Raw genomic sequence first — 24,894 nt, forward strand, 5'->3', positions numbered from 1 at the left:
TTAAACTTAATCATTTTTCAGTAACCTTTCAGCTTCTTGTGATAAATCACCATTAATCGTAAATTTTTCTAAAGCTTTTTTGACGGATATACTGCCAGTAATCTTATCGTAAGTAACTTTGCAAGATTTACCAAAACACCCATCTAAGTAACCTTCTTGTTTAACCAGCAAAATAGCTGGCACAACATTAATAGCAAACTGATCAAAGGCTTCGTCATCTATTTGCATACTACCTACTTCACCATTTTCTGATATTGACATAACGAGTTTAGTAAGTTCTTTGAAGGTACCATTGGGTAATCCCTTAAATACCAATGTTCCACCATATTTAACTGCTTGCTGATGATATATCTTCAATAAATTACCTGGCATCCCGCTACTTACAAATATCTTAAGCACTGCTGGGTTAATAAGTTCTTTGTCCCCTAATTCTTTATCACTGCAATTTTGTCCTTGTTTCAAACAATGCTGCTCATCTAACTCACGCAACTTTTGTAAAATAGCTTCTCTTGTTAATATTTGTCCTGCATGCCCCAATTCTTTAGCCCAATCTTGCTGCTGATCAGTTATCTCAATATTTTTTATGTTATTTAGCAATTCGCTATTAGCGTTGCTAATATTTTGTGCTATAATTAAGTGACTACTGCTAAACAGTAATGCAACTAAAAGGCACAACAATTTTTTTTGCGCCATACTAAATACCCCCAATCTTGTCCGTCATACGGATATTCTTTAAATGTTGAATACATCATGTCACTTAACCCCAATGACCAACAACCAATGCCGCTGGATGTTGACACTGGGTTGACCATCTGTAGCTTATATTGACTCTTTTTGATCTTTAATGCCCTAGATTTACGGCACAATTTTCCGCCACCTGTTAAAGAAGTGTTTTCATCAGTTGACGTCTCCTCCGCTAATCCTATTCGGTGCATCTTGGCAATTATTCGGGTAGCTAGTAAACTACTGCTCTGAACTCCGCCAACATGATCAGCATTTGCCCCAGAAAATGGATACATATTACCCCAACAACCAGCACACCAAAACATGCTATCTAATGGCAACCTGACTGTACTACTTGCACAATCCAAGGCACAAGCTGCCTGAGCTATCGGGTTAGCAAATAAAAAAGCTTCAGGATTTAACAAACTCTGCAATTTCTCATCATTCCAAGTAACATCAAACTCACTCATATAAGCCACATCAAAGGTATTTTGTTCTAAACAAATAAAATCAGTAATGAGTTCAAGCCAATAAATTAATGGGTAAATATAATAATGAACGTGGTAAAAACTATCGTGAACATGCCTATCATCATATCCTCTATTAAAGCTACTAATCCTTTTTGCATCAGATCCAAAAGATGCTAGAGGTACTCCACCAAGATTAGTCATACAATAAGGCGTTCTTGTAACATCAATAAGTCTTACTGGTTCCCAAAATCCTATTGCTATTCCTGGTACAGGAATATTGGCTTTAACACATAAACAAACTGGTGATGATGGATTTTTGGTATCTCTTTGTTTAGGCATGACACCGCTACCAATATTAATGACATTGCCTATACTTATTGGTAATATGCAGCTCCAACAAATGTCAGTAATTGGGTTGACAAAATGTCCCTGACATGTAATACTTGCAGATACTGAAAATGGCATAAAAATAGCCATTATCAGTATGATGCTTAACCGTGTCTTTGCACCTTGAGCTGGGTCGCCAAACTTTCTGCTCAAGGTTGCATTATTGATATTTATCAACTTTTTCCTCTTACATCATTCAAATTCAAATTCCTCAAAAGGATTTAGTAATTTCACTCCAAATTTATTAAAATGTTTGGTATTACGAGTAACTAAAACCATGTCATGAACTATTGCTTGTGCAGCAATTAGGCTATCTACCTGATTGGTAGCATCAATAGCAAGTAATTCTCCCCAACATTTACATACATTATTATCTATACCAATGGTTCTAGCGGTATATTTTTTAATTAAAATATCTTGCCACCTTTCTAAACTTAATGAGGCTATTAAATCTGTTTGTCTCTTTTTAGCAATCCCTTTTTGAATCTCACCAATTGTTAAGTAACTTATATGTAATGATTCTATAGGTACTTGATATAACCAAGATATTACTTGGCTATTTGGACTTTTCTTACGAAACTCTGACAATATATTAGTATCAAGTAAATATCTCATATATCAATATCTTCCCTAGCTTTACTTGGTTTTCTTTCAAATAAATCCTCCTCATCATCATTATCAACTTTTGGTATGGATAATAAAAATTCTTTAAATGACATAGGGGGTTTTATTTTATCACCCATATAATCTTCTACTGAGATAATATAGACTGCTTTATGTCTCTTCTTATCATTTACTAATTGAGGTTGCCCGTTTTCAGCGAGTTCAATAATTTCCTCAAAATGTTCCTTTGCTTCTTGTAACTGCCATTTTTGCACAATTCACCTCTAATTTTATTAATTTACTTATAATACCATTTTATTAGCTATAGCTCAAACTTTACCTAAAATAGTTCCATAGTGCATTATAACTGTTTTATTGCAATCACTAATCGATTTCTACTTCCCTTATTCTTAACAATTTGCCTTCTTGTTCTATTATCGCTGGGACTTGCTCAATGTTGAATTTTGTCGTTAAAATTCCTGCTTGATCAAAATATACCTCTCTATTTAGTTCTTTCTGTAAATCCAGCGGTCTGCCAGCGATTAATATTAACTTGTCTTCTTCCTTTATTACCCCATTGCTTTGTTGTTGCTTAAACCACTCTATTTGCAAGCTATCTTTACCATTAATAAATATTAGCTTCTTGTCTAAACTCATATGATCTAGTGGATTAACTCTTGTACCTAGTGCATAAAGTAGTTTGCCATTAGGTAAGACAATATCTTCTTTTACCATATAGCTTGGCTCATAGGTAAAACTCTGTGGTTTCTCAGTTCGTTTTATATTTGTAACGAGTACAGGTTCTTCTATTCTATTTTTAGCAATTTCTAACATTTTTCTTTGCTCCTGTTCTATATCAACTAGCTTTAGTTTTCTTTGGATCATTGCTAAAAATCCTTCCTCCTTAACCTCAAAAATTGTTCCATATATACCAAAATCCTTGGCAATGGTTATTTGTGGTAGTAAGATTACTAAAGCTATTATTAGTTGTTTCATTTCTATTTAGTTCACTTAGTTTTTTATGTTTGCTTTTTTATAGTTAGTCCTATTAGTATTTATCCATGATAAACTGACGTCATTGCGAGGAGGCACGAAGCCCGAACGAAGCGTGGATTGCCACGACCACTACGTGGTCTCGCAATGACGATGTATCTATTATTTGTCATTGCGAGAAGACCGTAGGTCGACGAAGCAATCCATAAAAGTAACCAAAAATGGATTTTTCGTCGCTACTAAAGTAGCTCCTCGCAATGACGTATGTGAATTTGGCATATATGTTAGTCGGGTTAGCTGTATGTTTACCTTTGTTCCTCAGTTCACTTGTATTTTCTTCAAATCTTTACCACATTCTCTCCAATACTCAAAAATCTCTGGATTGGTATTAAGTAGCGTTTTGCTTGTTAGCAACATACCGTAAAGAACTTCAATATCTTCTGGATGTAAGTAATCCAGTCCTGCTTTTATTACTAAACCTCCTAGCATGATCTTTTTTCTGGTATCTTGTTTACGTTTTAAATAATTAGCATTTTGGCTGTTAATTTGGTTGTTACTTGGACTGTTCATATGGTACCTGTAGTTGTTACAATCATTACGAGATTGTGAGTTTATATTTGAGTTGGTATTTTGTTTGTTCGTTTGTCTATAAAACGGATAATTAATTTTGTCGTACATTGTTAATTCCTCTATATTTATTGGTTATTATTTAATTGTTTGTTATTTTGATAGTTGCTGTTTAATATAGCTAACCCGACTAGCATTACTCCGTCATTGCGAGAAGTAGCATTGCTACGACGAAGCAATCCAAATCTAATCATTTCCCTGGATTGCTTCGTCGCCACTGAAGTGGCTCCTAGCAATGACGGAGTAATACTAATCATGTTAGCTATAGTTGTGGTTGTTTGTTAATAGTTACCTCTCCTAAATTATTATCCTCTAATCTATCAGACGACTTAGCTTGCTTTAGGTTACCTAATAGCTTTGCTAAATTGTCTATTACATTCTGATGTACTTGCTTGCTTATTGACAACGTGCCTTCTCCCGTAATAAAATTATCGACTATAAATATCACTTTGCTTCTTTTATTCTTATATTTCTGAGCTTCTGAATTGATTAGCTCTATTGCCTGATTAGTTTTACCAAAAAATAGATTTTTCTCTTTTGGTTGTTGGTTTATTCTTTCTTTTTCCAATCTCAATATTTCTTTTTGTGATACATAGATAATCTTGCATTGATTACCAATATCACCAAATAGCAAAAATCCAAGCCAGCCAATTGATACTCCAAGTATTGTAAACATTAGCAAAACAACAATTTGTTTTTTGTTAAATTCGTTATCATTACCTATGTTTAGGTTACTATCTGTCTTTATATTGATGTTCATATTGAGCCTCATGCTCCTTGTAATTACTGTTTATCGATATTTTCTAGAGTATAGCTAACCCGAATAAGTTCTAGATATTCCAGGTGTCTATTAGCGAGACCACGTAGTGGTCGTGGCAATCCATGCTCTTAGATTGCTTCGTCGACCTACGGTCTTCCTCGCTAATAGACGGAAACTATCTAGAACCTTCCCAGGTTATAGTTATAGGTAGCTCACCATATTTGCTTGCCAAGGCTTTTACTGCTTCATCTTTACTTAAGCCCTTACGTTTTGCCTCAAGTAAATATTTAAAATCAGCTGCTTCTGTTGAGTATAATCCTTGAGAATATGGATCTAACTCAAGTCGTCCAACAACTTTTAAGCCAGTAGATATAAGCAGCATCTCCGCATACTTACCTGGTACTAAACTAATAGATTCAATCAAGGGCATAATATCTTTAAAGCTTTCTGAAGCACTCAATGAACTTAGTCCTTTTTCATCTTGCTTTAATATCACCAACCATGAACTATTTTCTAAAATGCTTCTACGCTCATCACTTTTTTGGAAATCAGTAAAATTCTGCACACAAATAACTAATGAACCGCCATATTTTCTGACCGTTCTGCCAAAGCTTTCTAAAAATTTGGCTGAGTAATCTAAAATCATCCAAGCTTCATCAACAATCAGTAAAAATTGTTTTGATCTATCACCACATAAAAATTGCATTGTTACTTGCATCAATACTACTTGTAATATTACACCAAGTAACACTGGATCATTTTTTACTTCCTCAAACTCAAATATGGTTAGCATTTCTTTAAATGAAGCAGTCTTGCCTTGCTTAAAGAATTTACCATGTACTCCTTTCTCAGTATAAGGATATAGCGTTTCAGCAAGAGCCTTTGCTGCCTCTCCTTCTAGTCCCTCTAGTACTTTAGCAAGTTTGCTAATATCGAGTTCATTCCCATATTTTCCTATGCCTTCACTTATTGCTCGCTCAATGATAGCTTCCTTATGAGCATCCTTGCTAATGCCGCACATAGCACTAATAATACTTTTGGCATAAATGACGCTGTCCTTAGTAACAAAATGATTTTCTATCTGTAATATTTCTATTTTTTGATCTAAGACTAAATCTTGATATTCGTCTTGTTTTGCTTGCCATTGATCTCTGGTAATATTATGAGATTGATCTTGAGGTTTAGTACTAGAGGTCAGCATTTCAATTTGTTCTAAGGATAACCCAGTCACTGAACCTATTTCTACCAGATGACAATTTCCTTCAATCATAGAAAGAGCCTTAGCATGTCTGCTGCCGCTACCTGCTATTTGGGCAAAAGGATTTAAAGAAACATTATTATGCTGATTGAACCTAATTGTTTCCCCGCCAATTAACTCACAAATATTTTGATAACTACCTCCTATATCTAAAATAAATACGGAAATATTTTGTGCTAGCATTGAGGTAGCTAACTCCTGCAAAAATACTGACTTACCAGAACCAGATGGTGCCATGACCGATACGTTGTAATTACCAGCATTGATTCGAACAAATGGATTCCAGTTAAATAGCTCTCCTCTACGTCCTAGTAATAGTACTCCGCTTTGCATAACTCCCTTCCATTCTCCATGTATTGGTAGTTTAGCTATTACTTCCTTAGCTTGAGCAATTTTAACCAACTGGAAATGCTGCAAAAAGTTCCAACTAATCAGCTGTTGCATTGGTAATATGGATAACATTGCTGGTAATTGTAGATTTTTGTTAATTTGTAATTGGAAGTCATTCGCATTGTATAGACTTGTTAAGCATTCCTGTGCTATTTCTATTTCGCTTTCAGGAGCAGTAATCATTATTTGCATAGACTCTGTTAAAAATTGTTCACCATTTTTAGCTTTAGCAATTATCTCCCGCCACTCTAGAGCTTCTTTTCTTAAATTAGTATCATGCCTTGCATACCATTGTTCAGCAGCATGTATGCTTCTATGTCCTCTTGCTAGAATTTTTGAGCTTTGCGTTTTACTTATATTATTTGCTACTGTGTAACTAATTATTAGCCTGGCTGGTAAACCATAATCATTTGTTGAGCCAAGTAAATTAATCATCTCAAGTAATGACCACTGCTCTGGCAGTGCAACTGGGTAAAAACATTTAGAAACTAATTTGTTAGTTGATAATTTGTTTATCTTTGATCTATTATCGCTATAAGTACTATCCAGATGAATTAGACAATCTTCTTGCACCATAGTTCTTGAAAGTGGTGTAAGTATTTGACTAGCTAACGGATTGATTGGATCATATTTACGACTTAATCTGTCTTGCATTTGCATTTGAGCTATATCAGCTGCTACAAACATTAACTTGTCAGCATCACATATACGAGGAGATAGTTTTATTGATTGCAGCTTTTTCACTAATTTGCTTTGAAAAGCTACTATTTCCTCAATAGATTTTACACTATTACTATTGTCATTTTTTTTGCTAAAAGAAACATATATCCTGAAATCTTTAGCCATTCTACCATTTGAATTAGCAAAATCTTTGGCACATTTACTAACATATTCCCTACGAAATTCTGTTAATTGCTGTAACATCTGATTAGCATTGCTTCTAGCATTACTCCATAATTCTAACTTTTGCTCTATGTTATGGCTGGCAATCAGTAAAAATTGTAAATAACAATTTGCTGGTAATTCATTGTTAAAAAATAGGCTTAAGTTTTTTTCTAAATTAATATCTGTTCCAACTATCGGAGCTATTTCTAACATGAACCCTATTACATTATTTTCATTAAAGAAAATATTGCATTTAGGGTCAAAATATCGGTAGCTTAAATGTGGAGCTAAAGATTTTGCTCCTTTGGTATTATCGTTGATATGTTCTTGCATTAGCCTATTACTGTCATAACTTACTTCTGCAGGAACTGTAAGACCGCAAATATTGCCTATATCTTGTAAAAAATTAACTATCTTCATATAATTATCTTTCTTAATTCATCTGAGTGTTTTATTGTTGACATAGAGTTATTTGATATATAACAAATTGCCATTTTTAAATATTTTCTGCTCGGTTTCTGGCTGCAACTTTATTTTATGAACTTTATTAGGTTTAATATCCGGTTTCTCTGTAAGGCTTTTAACGTAGCAGTTCCTTCCTTTACATTTTGTCCTTTCCTTTAGTTCGACTTCAACAATTTCTCCACTATTGATTTTTTGATCAACTATGTTCAAAGGCAGGCAATCCAAACCACTTGCATCTCTGCAAGTAAATGATGAACCATAAACACCACAGCCAGATAAACTAAATAACATGCTAACAAGTAGGATGTTTGGGTAAATTTGTTGTATTACTTTTCTTTCCATTGTTACTCTTTCAGTTATTACTATTTTCTCTGTCATTATTGTTCTCCAGTTATTACTCTTCTTCATATTTCTTACTTGCTAGATTTCCTTGTTTCCTTTCTTGCTTAATTTTTTTATGGGTAGTTAATTCCCCAATAAAAAAGCCTTTGGTGAAGATAACATCTACCTTTACTCCACCAGGTATAGTAAGAATAGGTGACATACTTTCTGCCATTCTTAAGTAATAATCAGCTATTTTTTCAGCAGCATTAGATGCCCCTGATAAAGCTCCATTTGTTACCATATCCTTAAAACCTTTCTTTTGAGTTGCAACTGCTCCAAGGCTTGTTATAGCCATGCTCTCCTGACCTTTGCTACTTTGGCTAAGTCCGCTAATTACTCCACCGATCAAAGCATTTTTTATGTGCTTACTACTAGTAGCTACTATTTTACCCTTAATACCATTCATACCATCTGAACCATGCACAAGACCTGCTATATTACTGGTGGTTATTAGTTCTGTAGTTGGGTCAATGCAGACCATCTTCTCTAAACGAATAGTTGCTCTTTCACTTGATATAGCACTTAACATATAGGTTCATACATTATTTTAAACGTTCTACAACTTGCCTCAAATACAGAAATACCTTTATCTAATAATTTTCTAATGTTATTTTTTATCGGAAACCAATGATGTTCAATAGGATTTAAATCAGGGGAATAAGGTGGTAAAAATTTTAGTTTGCAGCCAGCTTTTTCAATTAATTCTTTAGCCCTTTTGGATTTATGAAAGCTTGCATTATCAGCAATGACAACCTGTCCAGGCTTTAGCTCCGGCACAAGGCAATTTTCTATATAAGCTTCAAATACCTTACTATCACAGCTCCCAGTAAAGACTAGTGATGCGATTAAACTATTCTGATTTAACGCACCAATAAAACTTGTTCTTTCACTACGTTTTCCCGATTTACTCCCATTACAACGACTTCCTTTCATTGACCATCCATATTCATATGATTCATTATCATTTATGCCCGCTTCATCAAGATAAACACGTTTCTCTTTCGGCACTTTTTCTAATTCACTGAGAAAATCTTGTCGCTTTCCTTCATCTCTTTCTTTATACGCATATGTCTTTTTTTTCGAGTAATGTTGAGTTTCTTTAAAGCTCGGCTGATAGTCATTATACTTGCAACATTATCTAATTCTTTTGCTATTTCTGTAAGCGTTAACGAGTTACCTTTTTCTACTAAATGACGCAACTCCGATAAATCAGGGATTTTATGACCATATCCTTTCTGGTATCCCTCCTTTGACTTTATATCTCCAGTTTGTTTCTTTAATCTAATCCAATCATAGATTATTGACCGACTAATTTTAAAGGTTTCGCATGTAAGTGCTACTTTCTTATATTTCTCATAATGTTCTATAACTCTAGAACGTAAATCGTAACTGTAGGGGGATGCCATATTGCTATTATAAAATTTTTTTATTATTTATCATTATAACTTATTTGAATCCATATGTTAAGTGCTATAAGTCACCATAGCTACTTCCTAAAATGCGGCAGGTGGAAATATCAAGATTAAAGTTCTTTGGTAAGTTACCTCTTTCCGTTAGTCTAATTACCACAGGACTAGCATTTTCATCAGGAGTATTTAATGCGGTAGATACTGCAAGACCACCTAATAAATAACCACTAACATAAGAAGTTTCTGGGATGTAAATCTTAGCATCTTTTGGTTTATCAAATTCTATTTGGCTGTTTAAGTCTACGGCACTAATATTTGCATCATTAGTCAAATCTTTAACATTTTGCTCTGCTTCTTGGTGAATTTGCTGCATTCTTTTTAGCTCTTCTGTCGCACTTATTAGCTCACTTTTAGCAAAATTTAACTGAACATGCATTTTAGCTAGTTCCAATTTTATCTCTTCTTGTAATTTTTGTTCTTTTTCGATAAAGTTTGTTTCTGCCCCTTGTAAACGTTCATCAAATTTACGCTTATTGTCATTTAGTAAGTCCTCAAAGTGGTTACGCCACATTTTCTCTGGGTCTAACGCTTCACTTGCCACCTCTAATTTTGGTTTAGGATTATCATTATCATTAATAATTGCTTTCTGCTTATTCTTTCCTTGCATTAGGCTGATTAGAACAAGTACAGCAATAATGCTACTGCCAAAAATCAGTAACAATAAATTATACTGTTTGTATCGAATAGCCGGATTAGCAATAATTTCTTCAGTATGGCTATAGTTTATATCTGGTTTGCTATTTAGTATCTGTTGTTGATGCTCATTAGTGGTTAGATCAACTTTCCCGTCTAATAGCTCTTCACTTGAATATTTAGGATGCTTGCCTTCTGGTGATTTATTATTCCTTGTTAAAAATGGTATTTTTTCTTTAAGTTTAGCAAATATTGTCATATTAATCATCGCCTTGCTCCTTTGCTACTATCCAGACAAATCCTTTAGCTTTAGGAGGAAGTATGGTTTTTTCAATAGTGGTAGCTAAACAAAAATCAAATAGATTATTAAAGTATGCTTCTTTAAGATGAATTAGTTTTTTAGATTTTTTGTTGGTGACATTTAACCTTGCTCCAATAAGTTTACCAAAACGATAAATCCTATCTTGCTCTGTGGATAGCCCGATATTTTGCAAACGATTAATTTTTCTCTTTACCCTCATTACATAATATTTATCTTCTTTATCCAAGATCATACTCCTTATCATCCTTGCAATTTCTTGTTCTTGGGATTGTACTAACCATTTATTGTTAAGAGATGAGGCGAAGATGTTAGATGACTTATTATAAAAATTATCCATGGAGATTTTAACAATTTGCCCCTCTATATCTTCCACTTTAAGTATTAAATCAGCAACGTTCCCAGAAGAATTAATCAAGGCTAATTCAAAAGTTTCAGGAGCTAGAACTTTTGGCAATAAAAAAATATTTTGTGCTTTCTCATCAGCTATTATCTTATATTTACTTTCATCACCAATAATTTGTGCTATAGCTATTTTACCAAATTCTATTCTATTAACGTTACTTGCACTTATCTTGGCTTTGATTTTACTTCCTGTTATATATTCAAATTCTTGTGCTGCAAGTACTCCGCTACTCGTTAGTATCATGGCGATCATTAGCGTTATTCTGGTCATTATTTTACTCATCATTTTATTCTTAGTTTTCTTATCCTTTATTTTTTGTCTTTATCATTCTCTCTTTTATGCCGTACTGCCTCTTGATTTTCGTTGATTCTTACAAATTCTTTGAGTCTAAGCTGCCCGCCTAGCCATTCATAAGATAATTGATAAGAAGCAGGGCTGACCTCAAAGCCTTTATCACCAAATCTTGAGGTTAGCATGCCAGCTGCTATTACTTGCAAATTCTTACTATCAACTTCTAAATTCTTGATGGAAAAGTATGTTGATAAAGCAAATTTTTTGTATTTTTCTTTGCTATCGGCAAAATAGTTTTGAATATCTTTCATATAAGTAGGATCACTTTGTGAAATATATTTAAATATGATAGCTGCTTTGTAATCTATTATTTCTGGACTCAAATCAAGAAGCAGTGGTAGGTACATTAGGCTTGTTTCCTCTAGATATCCTTTAGAAACTCCATTATTACTAGTCCATACTTCCTGACTAAGACTTGGTACCAAAATTACTTTTTCATTGCTTGTTAGTAATTTAACTGATAACCCTAGGCAACTAACACAAAGTAACATCGTGAGTATTAAAAACAAATTCCGCTGTCTTGCTACTTGTTGGATGTTACCTATAGCTATTATCTTTTCCATTCTTTAATCCCTAGTTATTCATCTTTATTTACATTTAGTATTACTACATAAACAGCCTTATATGAGACTCTGGTAAATTCGTTGATATAAACAGCCTGCCAAATGGTAGATGCCAATAGAGCCAACGCTGGATTATGCCAAACCACCATTTATCCATAAACCATCCACCTATCGCAAAACCAATAGCACTTGCCAAAAAAGACCATAACACCCCTTTAAAACATAAAATGATTAACCCAAAGCTAATACCCCCTACTATTGAGCCAATAGATATATTCCAAAATCTCACCGGTTTGTTTAAACAATTATTAAATCGTACTCTTTCCATAATTGAATCTCGTAAGTAAAAAAATTAAAAATCAAATATTGTTACAATTTATCCTTGATTTAAGCTATAGTAGCCAGTATACCCATACAAATAGCACTACTACCTACAAAAACTGTGCCGCCACGCACTACTCGAACGCGACCATCGCCTTCAGATAGAATGGCTGTGAAAATACCACCAAGCCCAGCTCCATAAACCCAGTAATCCGTTGCAAATTTTACCAATGGGTCAACAACACCTTTGCCAAATCTACCTAAATCTACCGCTAAACTTTCAGAGGCAATAGTGCTAAGTAAAATGCCAATTATTCCATAGCTGAAATATGAGAAAGTATTGCCCCAGTTATTATCTAGGCAATGCTGATTTTTTTGTTTGCTAGTTATTTTGTTAGTTGTGTTTGGTATGTTCCTTGAATCCACCATAATCTTCCTCTTTTGTTAATTATTTGTTATTGCCTTTTCTTGCTACCTTCTCCTTTGTAGCGGCATAACTAAGCTTAAGATGATAAATTATGTGATTTTCTTGAAAATAAATAGGGGTCATTATCACCCATTGTTTTTAAGGCAAAAAGTTTTAAAGTAAATGGTTGTAGAGGATTATAAGATTTTTGTAAGAGTAGTAAGTTTTATAGGGAATATTTTGGCTTATTTGTTGGGACGAATTATAAATTTAATTTAACTGATCTAGTTGCGGGTTGCAGCGGTTATTTTTTAGCTGTCTCTTATTTACAGCTTCTTTGTTTTTTTAGAAAAATATTTGATTTTACTTTCAAATTCGCTTTACTCCTCTCCTAATATGGGATAGGTGTGGTGTTGATAGCACTTAATATATTTAAGTTTGTTGTTAAGTAGTAAGTGCTATCTAGTTAACTAACAAGTACAGAGGTTAGAATAAAACGCAAATTTTACTAGTCTAACCTCTAGTACCCCATTTTTTTATAACCCAAAAAAACGGTAGAAAAATCATATGACTAATAACGACCAAAATCAACAACAAGTTAAAGAGATTATTAATCTGCATGAGCTTCAGCCAGAATTGATTGAAGCAAGGCTAACATTAACAAAGGTCTTAAAAACACTTTGTGCTAATGATGATCTAATGCAAAAAGTATACGATTATTCAGAGGATAGTGCTACAATCGTTATATGGTATTTACAACAAGTCATAAAGTATTTAGATGCCATTATTACTAATAATAAAAGTGATACTTGATGCTTTATCCTGTAATCTTCAATAAAATTATTTACTCTTGTTTTTTAAAACTGTAGCTATTTAAGGTAATAAAATAGAAAATTTGAATGTGTGGCAATTTGATATTTCTGATTAATGTCGCCACACATTTAATCTTAATTAGCTAAATTAGGCACTTACTTAATAATAATTTTAGCCACTGTCTCCAGTTCAACACTACTATAATAAATTTTACAAAAAAATCACTAATAGTGAGAAAATTGCTGTACTTCTGGGATTAATGAGGATATCTGTGAAGATGACACTACGTGGGGTGGTGTTAAGCACCGAGGTTAGAACAAAGATCGGAAAATTTTTAAATCTAACCTCAGTGTCTATTTTCTTAACGAACAATAGGGGTTAATTGTATGACGAGTAATGTCAAAAATCAACAACAAAATAATTCACAACAAAATAATTCAACAAATGAAAAAATAAATAATATCACTAATATTGCTGCACAAATACTTAGAGAAATTTTGCAGAGCAATAATATAACCCATATAGATCTTACTGAAGAGCATATAGGTTTAGAAGGAATTAAGATACTTGGCAAAGCTTTAGAACATAATGAGCTTATAACCGAAATAAATCTTTGCGACAACGATATTGGTTCTGAGGAACTAAGTCTACTTATCAAAGTGTTAGAGACTAATCATAGTTTGATTAATATAGATATTGGGTATAACAACATTGGTGTTCAGGGGCTAATCATACTAGCGGAATTTCTAGAAGATAATAAGACTATAAAGCAAATAAATCTTACTGGCAATGACATTAATGATCAGGGGACGGATATACTAGCAGCACTTCTAACAAATAATAAAACTATAGACCAAATGAATCTCTGTGACAATAATATTAGTGATAAAGGAGCAATCATACTAGCAAGATTTCTAGAAAATAATAGCACTATAAAGCAAATGGATCTCAATATTAATAATATTGGTGATGTTGGTATTGTCCAGCTTGTTAAAAGTTTGGAAACTAACAAAACCATAGGCCAAATAGACCTTAGCTATAACAATATTACTGACAATGGGGCAATAAAACTGGTGGAAATTCTAGAGTATAATAACATTACAAGCAAAATAATAATAGATTTCACAGATTTTGACAATGAAAATATTAGTTATGAAGTAGAAGAGTTGTTAATTAAGACTCTAGAGCAGCACAACAAAAAAGGGGGTGTATAATTTTAAAAATATTCATCTTTTTTAAAATAGTAAATGCTTGAAAGTAGCAGGGTTTTAGTTTAATATAACTTATGATTAAAATAATGTGTTAGGTATTTAATGGAAGATCTTCATAATTGGCAGTCAAAATTTGAATCTTGTGAATATGTTGAGAGGTTACTCAATAAACTAACTCAGCTGAACCAGCAAGTAAAGCAGCCAGTAGATATTGATGAGATTAAAAAAGGTATCTATTACGCTAAAAAATATCATGGTTCGCAGATGCGGCAATCCGGTGAGCCGTATTACTCTCACCCTATAGAAGTAGCATACATGGTTGCACAGCACACAGCATTAGAAATGCCCCAATATTTCAGGACTGATATAATTGTTACCAGTTTACTTCATGATACTATTGAGGATACAGCTCTGACTAAAACTATGATTAATAATATTTTTGGTAGTCAGATTGCTAATCAAGTAGAAGACTTAACCAGAGTGAAGGTAGACAGAAAAATTAGTGCAGCAGAAACAGTAGAGTTACTATGGGTACAAAAGAAATATGATGTTTTAATCATTAAGCTATTCGATAGAATTCATAATGTTGAAACTATTGGGGTAAAATCTCCAGAAAAAATTAAGAAGATAATAGAAGAAACTCTTAGCAGATTTATGAGTCTTAGTATCTACCTTGGAATCCCAAAAATTGAGCAAAGATTAGCAAGGCTATGTTTTAAGAATATGCAGATACAGAATGATCACCAAACTTTATCTGATAATTTCCTGCTTCCTTCTCTAGTCTCACAAAGTAAAATATCCCAAAACCATAACCTATTGCCATAGATACTATAATCAACGATACTCCCCATTGTCCAAAATATTTCTCACAATAGATAATTCCAAATGATGTAGTGATATGCATGATAGCACGAGATATAGCGTATATAAAACCACCATAAGTAAAACGTTGAAAAATGGGAATATGAGTATAAAAAACCGGAGTGGCTGGATTAGTGCTAAGTACAAATAACATAAAAAATGATTGAAGTGCAAATAGATGTAATGGACTGTTTATATGGCTTAGCAAGTAAGGACAAAGCAAAGCAACCGGGAAGAATATAAACAGTTTTGCTTTCAATATTTTTAATGGATGTATTTTATAACTTAAATACATTAATAATGTATAGCCCACTAAATTCACCATTGATACGATAAAATTTTGATTAATTACTTCTTCTGGTTTATAACCAAACTGATTTTTAAGAATATTTCCGCAATAAATATATGTAAAATAAAAACATAGTGGCCATCCACACTGTATTAAAAATAAAGCTATAGTTGTTTTTTTACTTACTTTCTCATGCAATATAGGGTCACCTTTTAATTTAACCATACTCACACCTGATTTATCTAAGATATTTTTTAACCGACGTGTTGCATCTGCAAAGTCCGTTGTTTCTTTTAGTGCTGTTCTTGCAACACCACCAACCATTGCAATTAGTGCTCCGATCCAAAATGCAATACGCCAATTAAATTGATATTTAGTTGTAATGGATGCAACACCCAAAGCTGCTGTTCCTCCTAAAATAGAAAAAATTGCAATTAACATTACAGTCGGATATTGCATAGGTGGTTTTACGAATTCAGTTAAATAAATCTCTGCACCTACTATTTCTCCCATAGATGACATACCCTGTAACATGCGGCACATGGTAACTAACCATGCGGCTGCTATACCTATTTGTTCATATGTTGGAAGAGTAGCCATTATAATGCATGAAATAGACATAATAAAGGTTGTGATAATAACTATTGGTTTACGACCAATTTTATCACCTATCCTACCAAAAATAAGTGCCCCTACAGGTCTTAAAACAAACACCGAACAAAATGCAAAAGCAGACTGCAATGAAGAGGTAAAAGGATCGCTTTTTGGGAAAAAGAGGTCATTTAGAAGAACCGCCATATGAACATATAGCATCAGATCAAAATACTCTAGAAACGTCCCAACTGAAAGCAATCCAACAGCTTCTTTTTGTTCCTTGGTTAGGTACTTTTGTTCTTGCTGACACCCTATCATTTTTCTACCTTACATTTTTATTTAGTACTAATAAACATACTGATGGTTTGGCTAATGATAGCAAGAAAAAATAGATGTAGGAAATTGAAATAATAATTTCTTGCTTGCAACAATATCACGGTACTCAAATAAAATTAACAAAAAGTAAATAAACTGTATTATTTTTCCTCTAATATTTTGCTAGCTAATGCGTATAGTTCCTGCTCTATCCATTCTACCCGAGCTAGTTTTGCCAGTGGTATAAAGTTATCTAAAGTATCCAAGGCAATTCTTTCTTGTTTTTCTTTTGACTTAATATGATGAAGGGTTTGCATGTTATGTAATCTGTCAGCAAGCTTGATATACCATGCATCCAAATCTTCTGACTCGTGTAATTTCTGTAAGGCATCTACTCCTGCAATTTTTACTTTTTTTGTTGTAATATCATCAAGCTTCGTCAGTTTGTTAACTAATTCTGCTATTTTTGTGCCAAATGAAAGCTGTATCTGAGCAATAGTAATATCTGTATCCTCTACAATATCATGCAATAATGACGCTGCTATTATTTCAGTTTTACAGGAAATTTTGGCTGCTATTAATGCGACCTGTATTGGATGATGGTAATATGATTCGCCAGAGTGTCGTTTTTGATCTGCTTGGTATTGAATAACGTATTCTAATGCTAGTGCTATAATAGTAATATCTATTATGGTACTGTGCATTTTACTACATGCTATAATTTTATCCAAGAACTCCTTTCTCAAAGACTTCATGATTTTTTCATCGGTCATAAACAACTCCCTATTGAATGTTTACTCATAGCAAACTTGCGTCATTGCGAAGGGCTACTTGTAGTAGCGACAAAGCAATCCAGAAAAGTGATTAGAAATGGATTGCTTCGTCGGCTACGCCTTCTCGCAATGACGCCAGTTTGCTATCCCCCTAATATCATTCTTGGTCTTGTAATGCTCCGGCACCTGCTATTGCCACTTCTTCTGTAGTTTCAGATAAACAATGAAATAATGGCTCAACAAAATTGCTCCAGTATTTTATCCCTGCTGCTTTAGATTCTTGGATAGTTTGATAATAGGAATGACCTGATAATTTCTCGACAAAATAAGCAAATGCCTTGCCTCTGGACATCATCTCATCCCATAATATTTCTCTACCTTCTACTCCTAATTTATGTTGGTCAATTTCTGGCAAACATTTTTTGGCTATATCTAATATTTGCGATGATATTGACCTTGTTGCCATTAGTTCAATTGATTGTTGATCTCCTAATTTGGCTCCTATTAGCAGAGTTAAATCAGCAAGGAAATTATCTTGAACAGTACCATAACCTTTTCTTAGATACTCTGATAAATATGAAGCAACCTTTCCTTCCCCCGCCACTAAATGTAAATATAAATTCCAGGCGGTGTCTTTTCGGTCATTATTAAATAATTCTTGAAATTTTGCAAATTCAGGTTCTTTGACTTTTTCCAACGTCAATATATCTGAGCTATAATTCCCTAAAACTTTGGCAGAATTAATTTGATACTCTTTACTTAAATAGCCGTGAATTTGTTTTTGATTCTGGCTTGATGTATCAGACATAAGTACTCTGCTATATAAAAATTTCTTACCTGGCATAGTTACCTCCTATTTACTTGAGTGTTATTTAATTGTAGTTTTGATGTATTTAATGGTGGTGGCGTATTAGATGAAGAATCTCTACTCATGAATTTTCCTATCATACGATCTGTTTTTTTTACTACCTCAGTTCTCGTTTCTAAAGACTCATCTCTTGCTTTGTTTTCTGCTAGCGGTTTACCGGTTTTAATTGATTCTTTCTCTTCTATCTTTAAAGCTAATTGTTTCTCTACCGGAGTCAAGCCTAATTTTTCATAACCACCACATACTTTCACAATGTTCTCTAACTCTTCTAATGCTGTACTACTTGCATCTGCTGTTTTCTCTTGTTGATACGCTACTGCATGGGCAACATAATGTTCTGCTACTGACTTAACAGCTAAAGTAGTATCTTGCTCGGCAAGTTGTTGTAATAATCCTCTTTGCTGGTCTCGCAAGTCAGTTTCCGGTTGTAATTCATCCAAGATTGTTTGATACTTAACAATTGCTTGCTCAGGAGACATATCGTGGATACACTGATAGTTTTCTGACATTTTTTCAAATAATTGTCGATTAGCAACATTATTACTCTTTTCTGTTAACTGCATCCCCCGTGATATCGATTCTGCTTGTCGTTTTGCTAACTCATAATGCTCAACTGTTTTCTCCAATGTTTCTTCGGCTAATGTTTGCCTATCATGATGATATTTCTTTTCCTCCTGCACTGGCAAATCATTATTGACAGTATTAGCAGTAATCATCATATCCTGAGCAGTAGTGATAGTTTGAGAGAAGTCAATCTCTTGCCCTTTATTCTTCTCCAAAGCTATCATCATTTCTCGATATTTACCTTGGGTTACTGGCAAACTATAAACGTGTCCTAAATGTTCTATATAGCCTATCGCCTCATCTCCTTCACCATTGAACCTCACTGGTTTTGGGCTACTGATTTCTGACAATTTACCTTGACTATCATAATGAGCGGTAAAATATACTGCTCGATCTTTAGCAATATTTCGACCATTTTCATCTTGTACGGCTAATGACAAATGCATTGAACCATTTTTACTTGCCAACTCTGTTGGAAAATCTATGGTTCTATAGCTATTGATTTGCTTAACAGTGCCATCTGACAAAGAAACTACAGCATTAATTTTATGAGTTGTTTCCTTGATAGTAGCTAACTCATCACCTGAATCATTTCTTACTATCTGGCTTCTGACATTACCTTGCCTATCACCATCTTGCCAGTTCATTGTATGAAATTGATTAGCAAAATTATGATGAACTGTCTTGTATCCAGTTATCTCTGTTCTTTCTAGTTCAGCTTTAACTTCAGCATTTGCAAAGGCTTGATCAATTATTGCTCTATTATTGACATTTTTAAGATATTCAGCAAATTCCTTATCTTCATAGCCAGCTACGGTTGCATCATGATTCTGGGATATATATTCTCTTAAAATATCACGCTGTTTTTGCAAGATTTCCTGCCTGATGGCTTCGGTAATCGGGTCTAATTCTTCTATACCCAGAAAGCTGCCATTAGCTGAATCTGTTAAAATAAACAAGTCTTGTGATTCTTCTGTTTGTTCTATGACCTCATTACTATTCTCTTGAGGAATATTATTGGGTGTTAATAATGGTGGTTTATCTTTCATAATCCTGCTCTATTAATGACGTCTTGGGTTGCATACACGTCATTGCGAGACCACATAGTGGTCGTGGCAATCCATAAAAGTGATTAGAAATGGATTGCTTCGTTGCTACTAAAGTAGCTCCTCGCAATGACGGAGTAATGCTAATACTTACGTTATGAGACTGCAAAAATAATAGAGTTTGACTAGTGGAAGAGATTTGTGTATGATCATAGGTACACCTCAATAATGGTTGTAATTTAATAGCAATAGCTATTGGATTAATTTTGCTAGTAAGTACTTTTTGTCTGCAAAACTTTGGAGTACTTACTACTTTTTCCAAATGTAACATTCAAGTTTTAGCCTATTAATAAGCTAAACGCTTGAGTTGTTACACTGGCTTTTTTAGTTTGAGACCTATAGCTAATCCGATTCGTCATTGCGAGGAGTCACTTTAGTGGCGACGAAGCAATCCAGAGAAGTGGATTGCCACGACCACTACGTGGTCTCGCAATGACGAACGGGTAGCTAAACCAAAATATGTATTTTGGTTCTAAAAAATTAGTCAGCAGTTACTGACTTCTCCTTTTTTGGTCTCATCCTATTTTTGCAGTCTAATATAATTATTTTGGGGTGTCAAGAAAATATTTGTGTTCCACTAATATTTTGTTTAGATAACACTTTTTTATATAAAAAAAATGGCTCTTGTTTATAAAATACAAGAATTTTTAGAAAAAAAATTTAGCGAATTAAAATTAACAAGAAAAGATTTTGTTGAGCAAAGTGGGATTCCTTATTCTACTGTTACTCATATAATAAAAGGACTCATTATAAATCCTACGATTAATCATATATTTAAAATAGCTAGTTACTTCAATTGTTCGTTAGATGAAGTAATTGGGAGAACACAGTATGTTTCACCGGTACATAGAAATTTTAGAACTATATCGTCTAACGACATTAGTGATAACTTAAAAAAATATGTAGAAGACAAGGCTAAAAGCCAAAATATCAATTTATATACTTTAGGTAGAGATATAGGCTTTAGTAATAATTCTTTGCGTGGTTTTATTAAAGGTACGAGAGAACAAAAAACTTTTAATAGTCAAATCATTATAGCACTAGCAGATTATTTTCAGATATCACTAGATGAAATGGTTGGCAGAATTAAACCCGCTACTTCTGATAATGATAAACTTTCGTCATTGCGAGAAGGCGAAGCCGACGAAGCAATCCATAATGAATAGTGGATTGCCACGACCACTACGTGGTCTCGCAATGACGGCTGAGTTTATAACTCGTCATTGCGAGAAGGCAAAGCCGACGAAGCAATCCATTTCTAATTATTTTTTGGATTGCCACGACCACTATGTGGTCTCGCAATGACGCCTGTGTCTATAACTCGTCATTGCGAGGAGTGCGTAGCACGACGAAGCAATCCAATCTAATGAATAGTGGATTGCCACGACCACTATGTGGCCTCGCAATGACGTATGCGTTTATAATTCGTCATTGCGAGGAGTGCGTAGCACGACGAAGCAATCCATAACAGTATAAGCAAAATATGAAGCAACCTGCAGTATATATCATGGCAAACCAGAAGAATGGCACCCTATATACTGGTGTTACTTCAAATCTTATTAAGAGAGTTTATGAGCATAAGCATGGTATTATTAAAGGGTTTAGTTCAAAATATAAATGCACTGACTTAGTATTTTATGAAATATTAGAGACAATGGATAGTGCTATTGCTAGAGAAAAGCAAATTAAATCTGGCTCCAGAGCTAGGAAATTAAAATTAATTACGATTATGAATCCAGAATGGCGTGATTTATATGAAGACATTGTTTAACGTATGTCATGGATTGGATTGCTTCGTCGTGCTTACGCACTTCTCGCAATGACGAGTGGGATGCATATACGTCATTGCGAGAAGCCACTTTAGTGGCGACGAAGCAATCCAGTCTAATGAATAGTGGATTGCCGCGACCACTACGTGGTCTCGCAATGACGTATGTTTATAACTCGTCATTGCGAGGAGGCAAAGCCGACGAAGCAATCCATTTCTAATTATTTTCTGGATTGCCACGACCACTGCGTGGTCTCGCAATGACGGTATGTTGCAAAGTGGCTCTTCGCAATGACGTATATGTAGCAATGACGGTGTGTTGCAAAGTACCTCCTCGCAACGACGGAGTAATGTTAGTCGCGTTAGATATAAAAACATTATATTGACTTTAGACAAATAGATATTTAAAATCTAAGGTGGAATTACTGCAAAGTAATTCTGGAGGGCGTCGAAATCCTCTATCTAACGGCGGTATGCATTAACCGTAAATGATGCTTCTCGATCTTTTATGGTCGGGGGGATGGTAGTCGTATGTTCGGTTTAAGTGTTTGCACTTAAACCCTACGGCTACCATGGCTGTCTGTTAGCAGTTTTTCGAACCCCCCGATCACCAATCTAGATTCACTTACTTCTAAAAATCTTGTCTTTGGTGGTCAAAAACTTACAGTTTTTTGACATTCAGGGGAAGATTATATGCATTTAAGTTGGGATTTGGATACAACCATTTTCGCTACCTTTTTAACTTTTAACTTAGCAGTAGGTCTATTTTTTAGTCGTGGTATAAAAAATATTAACGAATATGCGTATACTTGCAGCAAAACTGCATAACTCTATCTAATTTTTTTGTTAGTATAAAATTTATTTTATAAATTTGGGTTCCTACTATGCAAATACCATCAATTACTATTGAGCAAGTAGCTCAGCAATTTAAAGCCTGGCGTCAAACTAAAACTAACAAGTTTGATCCCATACCAAACCATCTAAAGGAATTAGTTCGCCAGCTACTCCATCACTATTCTTGCAAAGATATAGCCAAACATCTCAATATTAATAAAACAATAATTAGTTCAATTCAACGTATACTTGCAGCAAAACTGCAACAAGATATTAATTTCCTTCCATTTCAACTAGTAAATTCTATAGATACTGATCCTGTGGCTACTCCCAAACAAAATTACTACACTTGCCACATTATTAAACCAAATGGTACCAAGCTTATTATCCAAACATTGGATCCAAAAATCATAATTCAGACATTTCTATGCTGCAACTAACCCCTCAGTCAGTTATTTTTGTTGCCACTATTGCCATCGACTTTCGTAAGGGTATCGATGGTTTAATAGCTGTTTGCAGACAAAAACTTTCTTCCAACCCTCTTAATGGTTCCTTGTTTTTATTCTATAATAAAAACAGAACTGCCATTAAAATTTTGTCCTTTGATGGTCAAGGCTTTTGGTTATGCTCTAAACGCCTATCCAAAGGTAAATTTACGGCAAAACTTTCCCCATCTGATAATTCATCTTATCAGATTTGTTATAGAACCTTACACATTCTTATTCATAATGGTGATCCTAGTTCTGCCAAACTCTCTAATGATTGGCTTCCTGTCATTTAAGCTGCCGTCTCGATTAATTCCGTATTATTTATATATCTTGCATAGGCAAAAGGCGTATAATTCGTAGGATGCTTCTTTGCTTTGCTGCTCTGCTCTTGCAGCCAATTTAAATATTTAAAGGCATTGATCTCGTTCTCACTACAAGTCTTTACTATACTATACAGACCACTATGTATCTCAGCACTATTGATTGTTTTAAAGAATAATGAATTCTTCCTTTGTAAAATAATGGTACGTAGTGACCTCTCAGCCCAATTATTATCAAGACTGCTAACTGGAATTTTCAAAAATTGCGTCAAACCTTCTTTATTATTTAACCAATATTTCATAGCTTGCCCAAACCTACTATTAGGCTCAACTTTCTTGTCGTTAAATAATTCGTCTATTTTGTTATATATGTTTTCTATATATTTACTGCTATGTTCCTGATGGTACTTCAGCTTTTCCTCAAGGCTCATCTCTTTACATTGATGTTCATTATGGTAAATCCCACCAGTCTGTTTGAGAAAATATCCGCATTCTTCAGGGTAATATGGTTCATTCTCTGTAAATTTTCTCTGCCCATGTGACAAACAATTGATCATCACTATTATTGCCAGTAATTCTTTATCTGCTTCTGATAATACCGGGTTATTATTGTTACTTGCATCAGTCATTAAATGAATAGAATCAGTCCTATTCTTACGATTCTTTAGTACGTTACCAATATTTTCCCCGCCATGCTTATTACCGGTAAAATATAAAACTATCACCTCATTATTTGTAGTTTTAGCACATATAGTAGTGGTATAACAGCTGCGTCCTTTCTTATTTTGAGTACGTAATTTTTTATTGGCTACAGTAATTTCTAAAATCCTGGTTCTAGTATCATCAAGGTTCAGTGAACTACATTCGGCAGCCATTTCCAATAATACCCTGTAAATTTCAGCTCCACCACCTTCTTGCCAAACATCTAAATATTGTTGCCACAACGAGCTATGGGATACAGGAACCCCGCTTAAACTTTGCAACCTAGATAAACGATAGAAGGGAGTACCGTAGGTCTTTTGTAACACTATTGCACTTTTGCTACTATTTGTCCATTTGTTGATATTTTTATTGTTCATAACTGTATAATCGCAAGCATTACAGCGTAACGTTTTCTTTACATATCTGTTGACTGTAATTGGAGCATTACCTGTAAATTGTAGCAATTTTCTAGCTTCACTATTATAGAGTTTACCATTATCACAGTGAGGACAGCTATCACCACTACAAAAATTCTCAGGAGATAAATAGCTGGTATTCGCATCCTGATAATCATCAAATCCATATTTACCTTGCCAATTACTGCGATCTCTCTTCTTGGACTCATCGTACTCTTCTTCATTACCACCATTCTTATTATCAGATTCACTCGGTGGTTCTTTTAATGAATCTGAACTATCTTTTTTTTGTTATCTGCCTTAAAACCAATCATCATCTCCTTAAGCTTATTTATACTGATGTTTGATGATGCTAGCTTGTCTATTAGTTCGTTACAAAATTTCACAAGTTCTATCACCGCTTGCTGATCATCTCCTGTTAATGAACTTGCCTTAATATGTTGTATTAGTTCTTCTCGTTCCTCAGCACTTAAGGTCGCTACTTTTGGCTTTTTCATTTTGATTCATTCATTACGTTTAATAATTGAAATGTTATAGTATAACTGATAGTTTTTCAACC

Annotated in this window: 31 protein-coding genes; 7 read left to right on the forward strand and 24 right to left on the reverse strand. The window is 34.0% G+C overall.

What is annotated here, in order from left to right; translation table 11 throughout:
• Positions 1-6: 6 nt before the first annotated feature.
• From trbC to ACQH2P_RS07000, 16 genes are all read right to left on the reverse strand, one after another.
• Positions 7-597, reverse strand: a complete 591-nt coding sequence (gene trbC, locus ACQH2P_RS06925) for a type-F conjugative transfer system pilin assembly protein TrbC (protein ID WP_425363574.1) — start codon at positions 595-597, stop codon at positions 7-9.
• Positions 598-662: 65 nt separating this feature from the next.
• The gene (traU, locus tag ACQH2P_RS06930) at positions 663-1,757 is read right to left on the reverse strand and encodes a conjugal transfer pilus assembly protein TraU (RefSeq protein WP_425363575.1); all 1,095 of its coding nucleotides are present in this window, start codon (positions 1,755-1,757) and stop codon (positions 663-665) included.
• A 15-nt stretch (positions 1,758-1,772) separates the two neighbouring features.
• Positions 1,773-2,195, reverse strand: coding sequence for a type II toxin-antitoxin system VapC family toxin (locus ACQH2P_RS06935; RefSeq protein WP_425363576.1), 423 nt, complete (start codon positions 2,193-2,195; stop codon positions 1,773-1,775).
• A complete protein-coding gene (locus ACQH2P_RS06940; RefSeq protein WP_341758674.1) occupies positions 2,192-2,458 on the reverse strand; it encodes a type II toxin-antitoxin system prevent-host-death family antitoxin in 267 nt (88 codons plus the stop codon). The genes ACQH2P_RS06935 and ACQH2P_RS06940 overlap by 4 nt, the downstream gene beginning before the upstream one ends.
• Positions 2,459-2,567: 109 nt before the next feature.
• Positions 2,568-3,179 (reverse strand): type-F conjugative transfer system protein TraW, encoded by a 612-nt coding sequence (gene traW, locus ACQH2P_RS06945; protein WP_425363577.1) that lies wholly within the window; start codon positions 3,177-3,179, stop codon positions 2,568-2,570.
• Between the two features lie 315 nt (positions 3,180-3,494).
• Positions 3,495-3,746 carry a conjugal transfer protein TraD gene (locus ACQH2P_RS06950; protein ID WP_425362753.1) on the reverse strand — a complete coding sequence of 84 codons (252 nt, stop codon included), beginning with the start codon at positions 3,744-3,746 and terminating at the stop codon, positions 3,495-3,497.
• 125 nt (positions 3,747-3,871) lie between these two features.
• A complete protein-coding gene (locus ACQH2P_RS06955; RefSeq protein ID WP_425363578.1) occupies positions 3,872-4,060 on the reverse strand; it encodes a hypothetical protein in 189 nt (62 codons plus the stop codon).
• 5 nt (positions 4,061-4,065) lie between these two features.
• Positions 4,066-4,563, reverse strand: coding sequence for a hypothetical protein (locus ACQH2P_RS06960; RefSeq protein WP_425363579.1), 498 nt, complete (start codon positions 4,561-4,563; stop codon positions 4,066-4,068).
• Positions 4,564-4,738: 175 nt separating this feature from the next.
• Complete coding sequence (locus tag ACQH2P_RS06965; protein ID WP_425363580.1) at positions 4,739-7,516, reverse strand: TraC family protein; 2,778 nt, start codon at positions 7,514-7,516, stop codon at positions 4,739-4,741.
• A gap of 48 nt (positions 7,517-7,564) precedes the next feature.
• Positions 7,565-7,939 (reverse strand): hypothetical protein, encoded by a 375-nt coding sequence (locus tag ACQH2P_RS06970; RefSeq protein ID WP_425363581.1) that lies wholly within the window; start codon positions 7,937-7,939, stop codon positions 7,565-7,567.
• Positions 7,940-7,955: 16 nt separating this feature from the next.
• Positions 7,956-8,474: a TraB/VirB10 family protein gene (locus ACQH2P_RS06975; protein WP_425363582.1), complete on the reverse strand. Its 519-nt coding sequence runs from the start codon at positions 8,472-8,474 to the stop codon at positions 7,956-7,958.
• A protein-coding gene (locus ACQH2P_RS06980; protein ID WP_425363003.1) for an IS630 family transposase occupies positions 8,468-9,351 on the reverse strand; the annotation gives its coding sequence in 2 pieces (ribosomal slippage) (positions 8,468-9,028 and positions 9,031-9,351; 882 coding nt in all). Before ACQH2P_RS06980 ends, ACQH2P_RS06975 begins: the two co-directional genes overlap by 7 nt.
• Positions 9,352-9,415: 64 nt before the next feature.
• Entirely contained in the window at positions 9,416-10,306 is an 891-nt protein-coding gene (locus ACQH2P_RS06985; RefSeq protein WP_425363583.1) for a TraB/TrbI/VirB10 family type IV secretion system protein, read from the reverse strand.
• Between the two features lies 1 nt (position 10,307).
• Complete coding sequence (locus ACQH2P_RS06990) at positions 10,308-11,042, reverse strand: TraK domain-containing protein (protein WP_425363584.1); 735 nt, start codon at positions 11,040-11,042, stop codon at positions 10,308-10,310.
• A 38-nt stretch (positions 11,043-11,080) separates the two neighbouring features.
• Entirely contained in the window at positions 11,081-11,686 is a 606-nt protein-coding gene (locus ACQH2P_RS06995; RefSeq protein WP_425363585.1) for a TraE/TraK family type IV conjugative transfer system protein, read from the reverse strand.
• 387 nt (positions 11,687-12,073) lie between these two features.
• Complete coding sequence (locus tag ACQH2P_RS07000) at positions 12,074-12,436, reverse strand: hypothetical protein (RefSeq protein ID WP_425363586.1); 363 nt, start codon at positions 12,434-12,436, stop codon at positions 12,074-12,076.
• 544 nt (positions 12,437-12,980) lie between these two features.
• Here ACQH2P_RS07000 and ACQH2P_RS07005 point away from each other — a divergent pair.
• The 3 genes from ACQH2P_RS07005 to ACQH2P_RS07015 all read left to right on the forward strand — a co-directional run bounded on the left by ACQH2P_RS07005 (position 12,981) and on the right by ACQH2P_RS07015 (position 15,262).
• The gene (locus ACQH2P_RS07005) at positions 12,981-13,226 is read left to right on the forward strand and encodes a hypothetical protein (protein WP_425363587.1); all 246 of its coding nucleotides are present in this window, start codon (positions 12,981-12,983) and stop codon (positions 13,224-13,226) included.
• Between the two features lie 386 nt (positions 13,227-13,612).
• Complete coding sequence (locus tag ACQH2P_RS07010; RefSeq protein ID WP_425363588.1) at positions 13,613-14,440, forward strand: leucine-rich repeat domain-containing protein; 828 nt, start codon at positions 13,613-13,615, stop codon at positions 14,438-14,440.
• 99 nt (positions 14,441-14,539) lie between these two features.
• On the forward strand, positions 14,540-15,262 hold the full coding sequence (locus tag ACQH2P_RS07015) for an HD domain-containing protein (RefSeq protein ID WP_425363589.1): 723 nt from the start codon (positions 14,540-14,542) through the stop codon (positions 15,260-15,262).
• On the opposite strand, the gene ACQH2P_RS07020 is transcribed toward ACQH2P_RS07015, so the two are convergent.
• The 5 genes from ACQH2P_RS07020 to ACQH2P_RS07040 all read right to left on the reverse strand — a co-directional run bounded on the left by ACQH2P_RS07020 (position 15,153) and on the right by ACQH2P_RS07040 (position 20,069).
• Positions 15,153-16,499 carry an MFS transporter gene (locus tag ACQH2P_RS07020; RefSeq protein ID WP_425363590.1) on the reverse strand — a complete coding sequence of 449 codons (1,347 nt, stop codon included), beginning with the start codon at positions 16,497-16,499 and terminating at the stop codon, positions 15,153-15,155. The genes ACQH2P_RS07015 and ACQH2P_RS07020 overlap by 110 nt on opposite strands.
• Before the next feature lie 158 nt (positions 16,500-16,657).
• Positions 16,658-17,269: an HD domain-containing protein gene (locus tag ACQH2P_RS07025; RefSeq protein ID WP_425363591.1), complete on the reverse strand. Its 612-nt coding sequence runs from the start codon at positions 17,267-17,269 to the stop codon at positions 16,658-16,660.
• A 157-nt stretch (positions 17,270-17,426) separates the two neighbouring features.
• Positions 17,427-18,113: a hypothetical protein gene (locus ACQH2P_RS07030; RefSeq protein ID WP_425363592.1), complete on the reverse strand. Its 687-nt coding sequence runs from the start codon at positions 18,111-18,113 to the stop codon at positions 17,427-17,429.
• A 2-nt stretch (positions 18,114-18,115) separates the two neighbouring features.
• Complete coding sequence (locus ACQH2P_RS07035) at positions 18,116-19,750, reverse strand: Sca4 family protein (protein ID WP_425363593.1); 1,635 nt, start codon at positions 19,748-19,750, stop codon at positions 18,116-18,118.
• Complete coding sequence (locus ACQH2P_RS07040; protein WP_425363594.1) at positions 19,740-20,069, reverse strand: hypothetical protein; 330 nt, start codon at positions 20,067-20,069, stop codon at positions 19,740-19,742. Before ACQH2P_RS07040 ends, ACQH2P_RS07035 begins: the two co-directional genes overlap by 11 nt.
• Positions 20,070-20,424: 355 nt before the next feature.
• On the opposite strand from ACQH2P_RS07040, the gene ACQH2P_RS07045 reads away from it, so the two are divergent.
• The 4 genes from ACQH2P_RS07045 (at position 20,425) to tnpB (ending at position 23,190) form a co-directional block, all read left to right on the forward strand.
• Positions 20,425-20,973 carry a helix-turn-helix domain-containing protein gene (locus ACQH2P_RS07045; protein ID WP_425363595.1) on the forward strand — a complete coding sequence of 183 codons (549 nt, stop codon included), beginning with the start codon at positions 20,425-20,427 and terminating at the stop codon, positions 20,971-20,973.
• A 317-nt stretch (positions 20,974-21,290) separates the two neighbouring features.
• Positions 21,291-21,578 carry a GIY-YIG nuclease family protein gene (locus ACQH2P_RS07050; protein WP_425363596.1) on the forward strand — a complete coding sequence of 96 codons (288 nt, stop codon included), beginning with the start codon at positions 21,291-21,293 and terminating at the stop codon, positions 21,576-21,578.
• Positions 21,579-22,459: 881 nt separating this feature from the next.
• A complete protein-coding gene (locus ACQH2P_RS07055; RefSeq protein ID WP_425362660.1) occupies positions 22,460-22,849 on the forward strand; it encodes a hypothetical protein in 390 nt (129 codons plus the stop codon).
• The gene (gene tnpB / locus ACQH2P_RS07060; RefSeq protein ID WP_425362591.1) at positions 22,837-23,190 is read left to right on the forward strand and encodes an IS66 family insertion sequence element accessory protein TnpB; all 354 of its coding nucleotides are present in this window, start codon (positions 22,837-22,839) and stop codon (positions 23,188-23,190) included. The genes ACQH2P_RS07055 and tnpB overlap by 13 nt, the downstream gene beginning before the upstream one ends.
• Here tnpB and ACQH2P_RS07065 read toward each other — a convergent pair.
• From ACQH2P_RS07065 to ACQH2P_RS07075, 3 genes are read right to left on the reverse strand one after another with little or no spacing between them, the layout of a single operon-like run.
• Positions 23,187-24,296: an IS66 family transposase gene (locus ACQH2P_RS07065; protein WP_425363597.1), complete on the reverse strand. Its 1,110-nt coding sequence runs from the start codon at positions 24,294-24,296 to the stop codon at positions 23,187-23,189. The genes tnpB and ACQH2P_RS07065 overlap by 4 nt on opposite strands.
• A gap of 38 nt (positions 24,297-24,334) precedes the next feature.
• Positions 24,335-24,568, reverse strand: coding sequence for a hypothetical protein (locus tag ACQH2P_RS07070; RefSeq protein ID WP_425362621.1), 234 nt, complete (start codon positions 24,566-24,568; stop codon positions 24,335-24,337).
• Positions 24,569-24,598: 30 nt separating this feature from the next.
• Entirely contained in the window at positions 24,599-24,832 is a 234-nt protein-coding gene (locus ACQH2P_RS07075; RefSeq protein ID WP_425362589.1) for a hypothetical protein, read from the reverse strand.
• Positions 24,833-24,894: the final 62 nt, after the last annotated feature.

The organism is Candidatus Tisiphia endosymbiont of Hybos culiciformis, from assembly GCF_964030975.1.
Lineage (GTDB): Bacteria > Pseudomonadota > Alphaproteobacteria > Rickettsiales > Rickettsiaceae > Tisiphia.

Excerpts from the sequence above, each read along its gene's own strand:
- ACQH2P_RS06975 (WP_425363582.1), bottom strand. The coding sequence starts at position 8,474 with ATGTTAAGTGCTATATCAAGTGAAAGAGCAACTATTCGTTTAGAGAAG.
- ACQH2P_RS07010 (WP_425363588.1), top strand. The coding sequence starts at position 13,613 with ATGACGAGTAATGTCAAAAATCAACAACAAAATAATTCACAACAAAAT.
- ACQH2P_RS07000 (WP_425363586.1), bottom strand. The coding sequence starts at position 12,436 with ATGGTGGATTCAAGGAACATACCAAACACAACTAACAAAATAACTAGC.
- ACQH2P_RS07055 (WP_425362660.1), top strand. The coding sequence starts at position 22,460 with ATGCAAATACCATCAATTACTATTGAGCAAGTAGCTCAGCAATTTAAA.
- ACQH2P_RS06960 (WP_425363579.1), bottom strand. The coding sequence starts at position 4,563 with ATGAACATCAATATAAAGACAGATAGTAACCTAAACATAGGTAATGAT.
- ACQH2P_RS06955 (WP_425363578.1), bottom strand. The coding sequence starts at position 4,060 with ATGATTAGTATTACTCCGTCATTGCTAGGAGCCACTTCAGTGGCGACG.
- ACQH2P_RS07020 (WP_425363590.1), bottom strand. The coding sequence starts at position 16,499 with ATGATAGGGTGTCAGCAAGAACAAAAGTACCTAACCAAGGAACAAAAA.
- tnpB (WP_425362591.1), top strand. The coding sequence starts at position 22,837 with ATGCTGCAACTAACCCCTCAGTCAGTTATTTTTGTTGCCACTATTGCC.
- ACQH2P_RS07030 (WP_425363592.1), bottom strand. The coding sequence starts at position 18,113 with ATGCCAGGTAAGAAATTTTTATATAGCAGAGTACTTATGTCTGATACA.
- ACQH2P_RS06935 (WP_425363576.1), bottom strand. The coding sequence starts at position 2,195 with ATGAGATATTTACTTGATACTAATATATTGTCAGAGTTTCGTAAGAAA.
- ACQH2P_RS07025 (WP_425363591.1), bottom strand. The coding sequence starts at position 17,269 with ATGACCGATGAAAAAATCATGAAGTCTTTGAGAAAGGAGTTCTTGGAT.
- ACQH2P_RS07035 (WP_425363593.1), bottom strand. The coding sequence starts at position 19,750 with ATGAAAGATAAACCACCATTATTAACACCCAATAATATTCCTCAAGAG.
- ACQH2P_RS06995 (WP_425363585.1), bottom strand. The coding sequence starts at position 11,686 with ATGGAAAAGATAATAGCTATAGGTAACATCCAACAAGTAGCAAGACAG.
- traW (WP_425363577.1), bottom strand. The coding sequence starts at position 3,179 with ATGAAACAACTAATAATAGCTTTAGTAATCTTACTACCACAAATAACC.
- ACQH2P_RS06985 (WP_425363583.1), bottom strand. The coding sequence starts at position 10,306 with ATGACAATATTTGCTAAACTTAAAGAAAAAATACCATTTTTAACAAGG.
- ACQH2P_RS07045 (WP_425363595.1), top strand. The coding sequence starts at position 20,425 with ATGGCTCTTGTTTATAAAATACAAGAATTTTTAGAAAAAAAATTTAGC.
- ACQH2P_RS07075 (WP_425362589.1), bottom strand. The coding sequence starts at position 24,832 with ATGAAAAAGCCAAAAGTAGCGACCTTAAGTGCTGAGGAACGAGAAGAA.
- ACQH2P_RS06990 (WP_425363584.1), bottom strand. The coding sequence starts at position 11,042 with ATGACCAGAATAACGCTAATGATCGCCATGATACTAACGAGTAGCGGA.
- ACQH2P_RS07005 (WP_425363587.1), top strand. The coding sequence starts at position 12,981 with ATGACTAATAACGACCAAAATCAACAACAAGTTAAAGAGATTATTAAT.
- ACQH2P_RS07015 (WP_425363589.1), top strand. The coding sequence starts at position 14,540 with ATGGAAGATCTTCATAATTGGCAGTCAAAATTTGAATCTTGTGAATAT.
- ACQH2P_RS07050 (WP_425363596.1), top strand. The coding sequence starts at position 21,291 with ATGAAGCAACCTGCAGTATATATCATGGCAAACCAGAAGAATGGCACC.
- ACQH2P_RS07065 (WP_425363597.1), bottom strand. The coding sequence starts at position 24,296 with ATGAACAATAAAAATATCAACAAATGGACAAATAGTAGCAAAAGTGCA.
- ACQH2P_RS07070 (WP_425362621.1), bottom strand. The coding sequence starts at position 24,568 with ATGGTGGTAATGAAGAAGAGTACGATGAGTCCAAGAAGAGAGATCGCA.
- ACQH2P_RS06965 (WP_425363580.1), bottom strand. The coding sequence starts at position 7,516 with ATGAAGATAGTTAATTTTTTACAAGATATAGGCAATATTTGCGGTCTT.
- ACQH2P_RS06950 (WP_425362753.1), bottom strand. The coding sequence starts at position 3,746 with ATGAACAGTCCAAGTAACAACCAAATTAACAGCCAAAATGCTAATTAT.
- ACQH2P_RS06970 (WP_425363581.1), bottom strand. The coding sequence starts at position 7,939 with ATGACAGAGAAAATAGTAATAACTGAAAGAGTAACAATGGAAAGAAAA.